Annotated in this window: 8 protein-coding genes and 1 pseudogene; 6 read left to right on the top strand and 3 right to left on the bottom strand. The window is 63.1% G+C overall.

Features of this window, described 5'->3' with window-relative positions; all coding sequences use genetic code 11:
• Positions 1-195: 195 nt before the first annotated feature.
• Positions 196-552, bottom strand: a complete 357-nt coding sequence (locus tag NEZ08_RS22900) for a DUF1236 domain-containing protein (protein ID WP_298112193.1) — start codon at positions 550-552, stop codon at positions 196-198.
• A gap of 248 nt (positions 553-800) precedes the next feature.
• Here NEZ08_RS22900 and NEZ08_RS22895 point away from each other — a divergent pair, with 248 nt between their 5' ends.
• The 6 genes and pseudogenes from NEZ08_RS22895 (at position 801) to NEZ08_RS22870 (ending at position 9,533) form a co-directional block, all read left to right on the top strand.
• Positions 801-953 (top strand): DUF3096 domain-containing protein, encoded by a 153-nt coding sequence (locus NEZ08_RS22895; protein WP_298112190.1) that lies wholly within the window; start codon positions 801-803, stop codon positions 951-953.
• A gap of 88 nt (positions 954-1,041) precedes the next feature.
• Positions 1,042-3,891: a pyruvate, phosphate dikinase gene (gene ppdK, locus NEZ08_RS22890; protein WP_298112188.1), complete on the top strand. Its 2,850-nt coding sequence runs from the start codon at positions 1,042-1,044 to the stop codon at positions 3,889-3,891.
• 337 nt (positions 3,892-4,228) lie between these two features.
• On the top strand, positions 4,229-5,692 hold the full coding sequence (locus NEZ08_RS22885) for a cell wall hydrolase (RefSeq protein ID WP_298112185.1): 1,464 nt from the start codon (positions 4,229-4,231) through the stop codon (positions 5,690-5,692).
• 202 nt (positions 5,693-5,894) lie between these two features.
• Positions 5,895-6,881, top strand: a complete 987-nt coding sequence (locus tag NEZ08_RS22880; RefSeq protein ID WP_298112182.1) for an MDR family oxidoreductase — start codon at positions 5,895-5,897, stop codon at positions 6,879-6,881.
• 108 nt (positions 6,882-6,989) lie between these two features.
• On the top strand, positions 6,990-7,583 hold the full coding sequence (locus NEZ08_RS22875; protein WP_298112180.1) for a hypothetical protein: 594 nt from the start codon (positions 6,990-6,992) through the stop codon (positions 7,581-7,583).
• 302 nt (positions 7,584-7,885) lie between these two features.
• Positions 7,886-9,533, top strand: a pseudogene (locus NEZ08_RS22870) (methyl-accepting chemotaxis protein).
• Between the two features lie 48 nt (positions 9,534-9,581).
• On the opposite strand, the gene NEZ08_RS22865 reads toward NEZ08_RS22870, so the two are convergent.
• Together NEZ08_RS22865 and NEZ08_RS22860 are read right to left on the bottom strand one after the other, a co-directional pair.
• Positions 9,582-10,088, bottom strand: a complete 507-nt coding sequence (locus NEZ08_RS22865; protein WP_298112178.1) for a protein tyrosine phosphatase — start codon at positions 10,086-10,088, stop codon at positions 9,582-9,584.
• Between the two features lie 274 nt (positions 10,089-10,362).
• Positions 10,363-11,667: a DUF1236 domain-containing protein gene (locus NEZ08_RS22860; protein WP_298112175.1), complete on the bottom strand. Its 1,305-nt coding sequence runs from the start codon at positions 11,665-11,667 to the stop codon at positions 10,363-10,365.
• Between the last annotated feature and the right edge of the window lie 64 nt (positions 11,668-11,731).

Below are 11,731 nucleotides of genomic sequence, written 5' to 3'. Positions count from 1 at the left end.
TCAGAATTGAGGGCGGCCACGATCTTGCTCGACGAGGACATGGTCAGCGCGTCGTCAGGCAAACGCATCCATCGCATCGTCGCTCAGAAGGCGCTTTAGCGCTGGTCATAAAAGAGCCCCGCCCGGGCGGGGGGAGCCGGGCGGGGCCTTGATGTCCGGTGGCGACGATGCCGGGCCGGACATGCGTCGAGTGTTTTAATCGATCACCTGGACGATGCGGCGCGTGCGCGGTTCGACCAGTACCGTCTCGCCGTTCACAACGGTGTAACGATAGGGCGTTTCGCCGAATGATTGCGGCACGTCGTAGAAGGTGACGCCGCTCTCCGGGAGGACGGCGCCGACCACGACGCGATCCGGAATGGTGTAGTTGGGCACCCGCTCACGAACGATATATTCGCGAAACGCCGGCCGTTGATTGACCGCAATCCCAACAGCGCCGCCGCCGACGACGGCACCCGGCCCGGCGATGCCGACGGTGCTCTGGGCTTGTGCTGCGGCAGGCGCGCCGATGGCGGCCGCAATTGCTGCAATGGCCAAAAGATGGTTTCGCATGGTCTGCTCCCTCGCCATTTGAAGACCGCATTCCGGCACGCGGCCGGCATGCAAGCGATCCAATTCATCGTTGCCAGCATCGTTCCCCAGAAAAAATTTTCAGGCAGAGCGTTGTTTCCCATGAATTTTTGGAACAATGGGGAACCCCTTGCGCGCCAAAGCGTCTCCTGTCGTGGAACATGGGGAGGGGGGTGAGATAAGGTGCCGCTCCTCGATTCGACGTTCACCCATCAGAGGAACTGCTTTCGATGACGCTCACCGTCGCTCATATCTCGCCGATCATGTCCGTGATTGCGGGCGTTCTCATTCTGCTCATGCCACGCCTCCTCAATTTCATCGTTGCGATCTTTCTGATTCTCAACGGCCTGATTGGGCTCGGCCTGTTTCGGGGATTCCACTAGGCTCCGACCCGGTTCCGCGGCTTGCGCCGGGCCGCTCAAAGTGGTGTAAGGCGCTCAATCCTTTTCACTCCAGCGGATCATTGCTGTCATGGCCAAAGCCGTCGCGAAAACGAAGAAAATTGCTGCGAAATCAAAGTCTTCCGCGTCGGCCCGGGCCAAGCCTGCGCCGTCTGCCTCGGCCCGCAAGGCGCTAAAGAAGAGCCCGGCCAAGCCGGTGAAAAAGCCGGTCGCCGCCAAGGCGGCCGCAGCGCCGGCCAAGTCGGGAAAATGGGTCTACACTTTCGGAGACGGCAAGGCCGAAGGCAAAGCGGGCCTGCGCGATCTGCTCGGCGGCAAGGGTGCCAACCTTGCTGAAATGGCCAACCTCGGATTGCCGGTGCCTCCCGGCTTCACGATTCCGACCTCCGTCTGCACCTATTTCTATGCACACGAGAAGACCTATCCCAAAGAGCTGAAAGCGCAGGTCGAGAAGGCGCTCGATTATGTCGGTAAGCTTACCGGAAAGGCCTTCGGCGATTCCAAGAATCCGCTGCTGGTGTCTGTGCGCTCCGGTGCGCGCGCCTCGATGCCAGGCATGATGGACACGGTGCTCAACCTCGGCCTCAACGACGTCACGGTGGAAGCGCTCGCGGAATTGTCCGGCGACCGCCGCTTTGCCTATGACAGCTACCGCCGCTTCATCACCATGTATTCGGATGTGGTGCTCGGCTTCGAGCACGCCCACTTCGAGGACATTCTCGATACCTACAAGGATAGCCAGGGTTATTCGCTTGACACCGATCTCACCGGTGACGATTGGGTCGAACTCGTCGGCCAGTACAAGGAAGCCCTCGCGCGCGAAACCGGCTCGGAATTCCCGCAGGATCCCTACGATCAGCTCTGGGGCGCCATCGGCGCGGTGTTTTCGTCCTGGATGAATGCGCGCGCGGTGACCTATCGCAAGCTGCACGACATTCCGGAATCCTGGGGCACCGCCGTCAACGTACAGGCGATGGTGTTCGGTAATATGGGTGAGACGTCTGCCACTGGCGTTGCGTTCACGCGCAATCCCTCGACCGGCGAGAGCAAGCTCTACGGCGAATTCCTGATCAATGCCCAGGGTGAAGACGTGGTGGCCGGCATTCGCACGCCGCAGGACATCACCGAAGCCGCCAGGAAAGAGTCCGGATCCGACAAGACCTCCATGGAACAGGCGATGCCGGAGGCCTTCAAGGAACTGACGCGGATTTATACACTGCTCGAAAAGCACTACCGCGACATGCAGGACATGGAGTTCACCGTCGAGCAGGGCAAGCTGTGGATGTTGCAGACCCGCAGCGGCAAGCGCACGGCGAGGGCCGCGCTCAAGATCGCGGTTGAACTCGCCAACGAAGGCCTGATCTCGAAGAAGGACGCTGTGTTGCGGATCGATCCTGCTTCGCTCGATCAACTGCTGCACCCGACTATCGATCCGAACGCGAAGCGCGACGTGATCGCGACCGGACTGCCGGCCTCGCCGGGCGCCGCATCCGGCGAGATCGTGTTTTCTTCGGATGAGGCCGCCAAACTGCAGGCCGACGGGCACAAGGTCATTCTGGTCCGGATCGAGACCTCGCCGGAAGACATCCACGGCATGCACGCCGCCGAAGGCATCTTGACCACCCGCGGCGGCATGACTTCGCATGCTGCTGTGGTGGCGCGCGGCATGGGCAAGCCCTGCGTCTCGGGCTGCGGCGCCATCCGCGTCGATTACGGCCGTGGTCTCATGAGCATCGGTTCACGCACCTTCAAGACGGGCGACGTCATCACGATCGACGGATCGCTCGGGCAGGTTCTGGCCGGACGGATGCCGATGATCGAGCCGCAATTGTCGGGCGAGTTCGGCACCTTGATGGGGTGGGCCGACGCCGTGCGCAAGCTGGGTGTTCGCGTCAATGGTGACACCCCGGACGATGCGCGCACCGCGGTCAAATTCGGCGCGGAAGGAATTGGTCTCTGCCGCACCGAGCACATGTTCTTCGAGGAGACGCGCATCCGCACCGTGCGCGAAATGATCCTCTCCGAAGACGAGCAGGCCCGCCGCGCCGCGCTTTCAAAACTGCTGCCGATGCAGCGGGCGGATTTCGTCGAGCTGTTCGAGATCATGAAGGGGCTGCCGGTGACGATCCGGCTGCTCGATCCGCCGCTGCACGAATTCCTGCCACATACGCAGGCCGAGATCGAGGAAGTCGCGCGGGCGATGAACACCGATCCGCGCCGGCTTGCCGATCGCGCGCGGGAGCTTGCGGAATTCAACCCGATGCTCGGATTCCGCGGTTGCCGGCTTGCGATCGTCTATCCCGAGATCGCCGAGATGCAGGCGCGGGCGATTTTCGAAGCCGCCGTCGAAGCCGGCAAACGCACCGGCAAGACCGTGGGCGTCGAGGTCATGGTGCCGCTGATTGCGACCAAGGCCGAATTCGATCTGGTCAAGGCAAGGATCGATGCGACGGCGCAGGCGGTGATGAAGGAGACCGGCGCCAAGCTGGAGTATCAGGTTGGTACCATGATCGAATTGCCGCGCGCCTGTTTGATGGCGGGCGATATCGCCAAGACCGCCGAGTTCTTCTCGTTCGGTACCAACGACCTGACGCAGACGACGTACGGTATCAGCCGTGATGATGCGGCGAGTTTCCTCGGCGCTTATGTCGCCAAGGGCATTCTGGAGATTGATCCCTTTATATCGGTAGACCGCGAAGGCGTCGGCGAACTGGTGAAGATCGGCGTCGCGCGCGGACGCAAGACGCGTCCCTCGCTCAAGGTCGGAATTTGCGGCGAGCACGGCGGCGATCCCGCTTCTGTTGCGTTCTGCCATCAGGTCGGGCTCGACTACGTTTCGTGCTCGCCCTACCGCGTTCCCATCGCACGCCTCGCGGCTGCGCAAGCCGCGCTTGGGAAGGAAGTCGCCAGCCAGGCGTAAACAATCCCGCCCCGTTAGGTTGAGAATGCCCGGACCCGTTCCGGGCATTTTCGTTTTGACCAGGCCGAGCAGACCAGAACGTGGTTGCCGCATCGTCACGCGAACCGAGAAATTTCTTTACTCTCTTCGTTGACGCGATGTTTACCACTTCGCTGGAGCGACTGTTTACCAAGGGCTTCGATGTGATCGGCATTCACCCGGCGAATGATTGCCTGTGTCGTCTGCGACACGCCGATTAACTCCCTCGCAACCTAAATTAGTTATTACCCGAAACGATCGAATTGCACGGAGGTACTGGAGTTCGATCGCGTAAGCGTTGCGTTGCGTGAGTGTAGAGATGTCACAGTTGCGTAGCCGGCCGAGGAGCGCACAGTTTGCGTTCTTCGGTCTCGGTCTTTGCGGTTTCGCATTGACCCCGACACAAGTCGGATTTCAGGACATTGCATCGCGCCTGGCGCAACAACCGGGCGTCGCCGAGCGATGGCACAGCCACATCTTCTCGGCACTCGATCACATCCACGTCGCGGCCTATAGCTTTAGCCGGCCGATCGGGACTGCGGCGCCGCTCCCCCCGACCTATCAGCGCATCGGTTTCAATTCCGCCGCCGATATCACCGGTTCGATTCCACGTAATCAGCTGCTTCAGACGCCGCCGCGTTATCAACCTTCCGATTTCCCGAGAGTGGATCGAACGTTGAAAGGCGATCGCCTCGTCGTGACGCCGCCCGCTCCGCAAGCGGCGGAGCCTGCCGATGCTGTGCCGGCCAAGAATGATCCCGCCGCTTCTAGTCCCAATGTGCGCGGCGCCAAGAGCGCGGAAGCGGCATCGCCGCCGGTCGCTCGCGCGCCGCTTGATCCGGAACTGGCGGAAGCAATGAGCGCGCCGCCGCTTTCGCAATACGATATCTCGTTGTCGCTGGAGGCGCAGCCGCTTCAGGACTTGAAGAATTCTTCCGACCCCGAGGGATCTGCGTTCGAAATCAGTCCGCCCGGGGACGGCTTCTCGGTGAAGACCGTCAGCCTTTATTTCGGCAGCCAGTCGCTCGGCGCGTCGAGCGAAACGATCGAACGCTGGCAGCCCGGCGAAGAACCGGTCGTCGTGACGCCGGATGCGCCTGGCGATTCCGATATGAAAGTGATGGCCTCTCTGCCTGCAACCCCGGGCCAGGTCTCGGCGGCGACCGATAGCGGTGAGAGCGTTGCGCCGAAGGGCGAGGTCAATTCGAACGATCGTCGGGAGAAGACGCCGGCGGAACGGCTTGGTTTGCTGGACGAGAAGTCGCGCGCAAAGTCGGAAAAATGTCTGGCGGAAGCGGTTTACTTCGAGTCGCGCGGCGAGGCGGTTCGTGGCCAGATCGCGGTGGCGCAGGTCGTCTTGAATCGCGCCTTCTCCGGCTTCTATCCCACAAGCGTGTGCGGCGTGGTCTACCAGAACAAGCATCGGCATTTTGCCTGCCAGTTCACTTTTGCCTGCGACAACGTCGCCGATGTCGTGCGCGAACCCGACATGTGGGATCGCGCCAAGCGGATCGCCAAGGCCATGCTCGACGGCCAGATATGGCTGCCCGAGGTCGGCAAGTCGACGCATTACCACGCCTATTGGGTGCACCCGTCCTGGGTCAGCGAAATGAAGAAGATGTACAGATACGGCGTCCATACTTTCTATCGGCCCCGCGCCTGGGGCGATGGCAGCGACGCGCCAAGCTGGGGCACGCCCGCGCAAACCGCGGAGCTTTCGGCGGAACTCGTCGAAGCCGCCAAGAGCTCGGCCGAAATGTCGGAGAGTTCCTCGCGGCGGTAGAGACTGCGACGTCGAACTCCGACGAGCGTCCGTGCTGTCCGCGAAAACGTGTGCCGGGCCGCAGTGCCGTCCTTCATGTACACCGATCGGTGCTTGATCGCTGCCCGCCTGGCCGGCCGGTTGTCATATGTCCCTCGCCCTGCGATGTCGCGAGTGCTAGACTTGGCCTCGCTTCAGAAAACAGACGCCGGGAGATGTTGCGTTGGCCACGTTTAGAGCGATCAGGATCGACAAAGCAGAGAAGGGCACGACCGCGGCTCTTGTCGAGTTCGACGAAGCCGATTTGATGGAAGGCGACGTCACCGTTCGTGTCGAATGGTCGACCCTGAACTACAAGGACGGTCTTGCCGTCACCGGCAGTGCACCGGTAGTGCGGCGTTTTCCGATGATTGCCGGGATCGATTTTGCCGGCACGGTCGAACAATCCTCCCATCCGCGCTGGAAGGCCGGCGACCGCGTGATCTGCAATGGCTGGGGACTCGGTGAAACCCATCTCGGCGCCTACGCCGAGAAGGCGCGGGTTAAGGGCGACTGGCTCGTGCGCCTTCCCGATAATATCTCCGCGCGCAGTGCAATGGCGATCGGCACGGCCGGCTATACCGCGATGCTGGCTGTGCTCGCGCTGGAGCAGCACGGCCTGACACCTGCGAGTGGTCCCGTCGTGGTTACCGGCGCTGCCGGCGGCGTCGGCTCGGTCGCGACTGCGATCCTGGCAAAGCTCGGCTATCACGTCATTGCATCCACGGGACGGCCAGCGGAGGCCGGCTATCTCAAAGGCCTCGGCGCCGCCGAGGTGATCGAGCGCAATGAGCTTTCGGGGCCCGCGAAGCCGCTCGCAAGGGAGCGCTGGGCGGGCGGGGTGGATAGCGTCGGTTCGACGACACTGGCGAACCTCCTGTCGATGACAAAATACCGGGGCGCCATTGCTGCTTGTGGCCTCGCCGGCGGCATGGACCTGCCGACCTCGGTCGCTCCCTTTATTTTGCGGGGAGTGTGTCTGTTGGGCATCGATTCCGTGATGTGCCCCCTGGAGTTGAGGGAGGTCGCCTGGAAGCGTCTCGGCAGCGACCTGGAAACGGAAAAACTTACTGAAATTACTCATGAAATCGGCCTCGATGAGGTGATCGGGGCGGCCGGCAGGATCCTGGCCGGTCAGGTTCGGGGTCGAATCGTGGTAAAAATTTCCTGACAGCATTCAGACTTTGCCAACGAAACTGCGCCAATGTTCGCCACAGTTAGTATGGTAAGCAGCGGGTAAAGGGGCATACCTGCCGCCGGGTTAAGTCGGAGTTGGAGCATGCTTGCGCGTTTTGTGTTGGGAGCAGCGGTGGCGGTCACGGCGACCTTGCCGGCTATGGCCGGGCAGATGAATGCCGAGGAAGCCAAGCGCTTCGTTTCCGGCAAGGTGTTCACCTTCACCTGTTTTGACGGTACTCGTGGCGCAGGGCGGATCCTCGACGACATGGGCGCAGCCGGCTCGGTGCAGTTCAGCGGCTCGGGCCCGATCCGCCATGTGCGGCTGCCCGGCAATACGCTGCAAATCAAGGGACAAGCCGTCTGCGCTTCTCTCCGCGGTATTCCATTCGAGCCCTGCTTCAATCTCGACAAGCAGGACGACCGCAGCTTCCGCGGGTCGGTGTCCGGCATGAGCTTCGCCTATTGCGATTTCCACCACCAGGGCGGAGCCCAGATGCTGATGGCGCGCGCGGTGGCGCATCCGCGTTCGCGCCGGGAACGGGCGCCTGAGCAAACCACTGGTTCAGTGGAAGTGTCTGCGCGCGTTGAAACGCCGGCGGTGGAGAGCAGCAAGCTCGAGCCGATCGGCGCGACGCCAAAGCCCGCGCCGGCAAAATCGGAACCCGCGCTGGAACTGCGCCACTCGACCGATTGATCGTCGCCGAACGCACGTCGCGCGTTTTCTCTTCTGACAAGCATGCGCCGCCCGCCGCGGTTCGCGATGCGTTGCGTGCGACGAGGAGTCTCGATGTGGTGCCTGAATTTGCCGCGCAGAGCAGCGTGCGCTGAACCCTTCATTTACGAATCGATAGCTATGTTCGCCGTGCCGAAAAGCGGCTGAGAACACGTCGCGTGTGCCGTGACCAACGATCGGCGGTACACCCCGGGGGGCGGATCGTCGTGAAAAGACTCTTCAAGTTCATTGCTCAACATTCGATCGCGGCCAAGCTCACCGCCATGGCCGTTGCCGGCGCGCTCTTCATGCTGTTCGTCGCGCTGACGGTTCTCTTGATCGCCCGCAGCGAGCTTGCCAGCGAGCGAGCGGAGAGGGCCCACGCCATCGTTGATGCGGTCTGGAGCATGGCGGACAGCTTCAAACGCGCGGCTGATACCGGTGCGATGAGCGAGGAGGAGGCGAAAACCCGCTTCTTCACTGCTGCCGGGGCTGTCTGGTTCGAAGGCCACACCAACTACGTCTTCATCTACGACACGGAGACCGGGCTCTGCGTCATGAACACCGGCAACCCCGGCTTGATCGGCAAGGATGTGCGCGAGCTGAAGGACGCGGGCGGAATGCGGTTCGCTTCGATGATGCTCGATATAGCGAGGCGCGGAGGGCACGATCAGGTACGCGTTCCCGCGCGGCGGCGGCAAAACGCCGCTCGACAAGGTGGCGTATGTCCGCGGCTTCGGCCCTTGGCACCTGATGATCTCGTCGGCCGAATACATGACCGATCTTGACGCCACGTTCTGGAACATGGTGCAGACCGCCGGCATTCTCATTGCCGTTCTCGTGCTGTCTTCGATCGCCATCGCGTGGCTGGTGGCGCGCAGCGTGGTCAAGCCGCTTTCCCGCCTGAAGCTGCGCATGGACGGGCTGAGCAAGGGCGAACTGAATCTGCCTGTCGCCGATATCGAGAGATCCGACGAGATCGGCGAGATGGCGCGAACCGTCGAAGTGTTCAAGGAGGCGATGGTGGAAACCAACCGCCTGCGCGCCGAACAGGCCGAGACCGAGCAGCGGCAAATGGCACGGCGGAAGGCCGACATGCACCGGATGGCCGACAGTTTCGAGGGCGCGGTCGGGCAGATCATCGGGGCCGTGTCCTCCGCTTCCGCCGAACTGGAGAAGTCCGCCGGTGTCCTGACCTCGACCGCGACGCGGTCGGAGACCCTTGCCACAAAAGTCGCGGGCGCTTCGGAAGAAGCTTCCAGCAACGTTCAGTCGGTGGCGTCGGCAACGGAAGAACTGTCGTCATCGGTTCACGAGATCAGTCGCCAGGTGCAGGAATCCGCGCGCATGGCCAATGCGGCCGTCGAGCAGGCGCGCCAGACCAACGGTCGCGTCAGCGAGTTGTCCAAGGCTGCAAGCCGCATCGGCGATGTCGTCGAACTGATCAACACCATCGCCGGGCAGACCAACCTGCTGGCGCTGAACGCCACCATCGAAGCGGCGCGCGCCGGCGAAGCGGGCCGCGGATTTGCGGTCGTGGCGTCCGAAGTGAAAGCGCTCGCCGAGCAAACCGCGAAAGCGACCGGCGAGATCGGGCAGCAGATCAACGGTATCCAGACGGCGACGCAGGAGTCGGTTGGCGCGATCCGGGAAATCAGCGGCACCATCGAAAAGCTTTCGGAGATCGCCTCCGCCATTGCCGCCGCGGTGGAAGAGCAGGGCGCCGCCACGCAGGAGATCTCGCGGAACGTGCAGCGCGCGGCCGAAGGGACCATGGAAGTCTCTTCCAACATCGCCGACGTGCAGCGCGGCGCAAGCGAGACCGGATCGGCGTCATCGCAGGTGCTCTCCGCGGCGAAGTCGCTGTCCGGCGATTCCACCCGCCTCAAGCTCGAGGTCGGCAAGTTCCTGAACTCGGTGCGGGCGGCCTGATCGCAAGAAATATCAGAGCCCAAGCCGACGGAAATAGGCGGCCAAATATCATTCCAGATCGATGCGGAACGGCTGGCCGACGCTGGTCAGGCTTCCCGGTCCCATTTCGTCCAGCGCCCGCAGCATCCGTCCCTCGCGCCCCAGGGCCTTGTCGGCAAGGCTGACAATCAGACGGTTGGGCTGGGCGATGGCCGAGGCGGCACGGATCTGGCGTGCGATCGCGAATTCGTCGCGATGCGGATTGAGCGCGCAGGCCGCTGCAAAGGCGCTCGCCGTCGAGCGGCTGATGCCGGCATAGCAATGCACGACCAGCGGCGCGCTGCGATCCCAGCCGCGCACGAAATTCAAGACCTGCTCGACATGGACTTCCGACGGGGCGACGAAGCCCTCGATCGCTTCGGTGATGTCGTCCACCTGCACCTTCAGGTGATTGGCGGCAAGGACCGAGGCGGGCCGCTGCACCTGGTCGACATTGGCCATGATGGTGAGGATATGGCTCGCGCCAGATGTCTCGACGGTTGCGGGGAGGGCGGCGAGCGAGCAGACGTGGATCATGTTTTTCCCTTCGTTCCGGCCGGCATTATAGGGCCGGCCACCGAGGCGGTGAAGGGCGGGCAACCGTCTCCCCCGCCGTCTTCGTGAGGGCAATGATCCATGCTCCGCGGCATTTCCTTTTGCCGCGACGGCCAGCAGCTTCGCATCGATGCGCGTCGATGGTTCGCCGCTCTCGCTTGTGGCCGACAACAAAGAATGCGCCGAGCCACGCCGCTGCCGAGGACGGCAACGGACATGGACCCGGCGCATCTGGCGACCCGCCGTAATCCGGCGCTTATCGCTGCTGCGGTTCGAGCGTCACAGTGCAGTCGCCCTGGCCCTGCGTCGCCACCACGATGTCGCCGGCGGGGGCGCCGAGCGCGATCGGCGCTGACGAGCCGCCGCCGGGCAGCTGAACGGTTACGCTCAGCGATTCCGGCCGGGCGCTCGAGCCCACGGTCGAAGGCTGGACTTCCGCGACATTGCCGGAGGCATCGCGCCGCATGATCCGGCAGTTCACATTGCCGCCGCCGGCTGCCGCCATGCTGCCGCCCGCTGCCATGGCTCCGCCGCCCGCCGCCATCGCGCCGTCGCTCAGTTCAGCGCGAGCCCGCGAGGGATCGCGAGGCACCTCGCTGACGATCCGATGCGTGCCCGGCTCGACGATGACGACGTCATCATCAGTGGTGAAATAGTCGTAGTCGCGATATTCAGGCTCGATCGAGACGATCTCGGGCGGCAACGGATAGAGGTGAACGCGCGGCGGAATCGCTTCGCCCACCCGAACCGGAACGTTCAGGTCCCGGACCGGCGCAGCCAGATGCGCGCGGCTGAAGGTTTCCGACATGCGCACCTGTTTCTCGGGGTTCACACGGGATTGCTGCCCGGCCTGCATGTTGTTGGTCCGGCTGGCCTGATTGTTCTGCACGCCGGTCGCAGGCGCGTTCTGGGCATTGTTTGTTGAAGGCGCCCGGTTCGTCTCGTTCGCCGTCGATGGCTGGTTGCCTTGCGTGGACGGCTGCTTCTCCGCTGTGCTGCGGGAGGGCTGCTTCTGATTGTGGTCGCTCTCGTTAGCCGCCGCGCCGGTGTGTTCCTTTTGCTGGGCGGCCGTGCCGTTCCCGGATTTCTCGGTCTCAGCGGCCGACTTCTGCGCTCCGGATTTCTCCGACTTGGTCTCCGCGCTGCTCTTCGTGCTTTCATGGCCCTGCTTCGCGCCTTCGGCCTCGCGGTTGCGCTCGTGCGCGGATTCGCGGGACTCTTGTGTCTTCGCATTCGCCTTCGAACCATTGTGCTCTTCTGCGCTCTTCGAGCGATTGTGCTCCTCTGCCGCAGAGGGGTGCCCCTTTTCTTCGGCTGCCTGGTGGCGATCGCTGCCCTTCTCCTCGCGAGCTGCGCCTTGCGCGCGTTCTTCGTGGGTTCGCTCTTGAGCTCCGTGCGCCCGCTCCTCGGCGGCCTTCCGGCCATGTTCCGCAGCACCCTTGGCCGGCTGCTCGGTTCGCTTCGGTTCGTCTTTCCGCTCTGACGGGGCCTGCGCGTACGCCAGGCCCGAGGCCAGCATCAGCCCAACGGCAGCGGTGGATAGCATCAAATGTCTACGCATGTCGTCTCCTCCAATGTTCGAAATTGAATGAGCGAACGTGCAGGGGCCGCGGAAGTTCCGCAGG

It is taken from the genome of Bradyrhizobium sp., assembly GCF_027451485.1.
In the GTDB taxonomy this organism is placed as follows: domain Bacteria; phylum Pseudomonadota; class Alphaproteobacteria; order Rhizobiales; family Xanthobacteraceae; genus Bradyrhizobium.
This window is presented reverse-complemented; position numbering and strand designations above follow the sequence as displayed.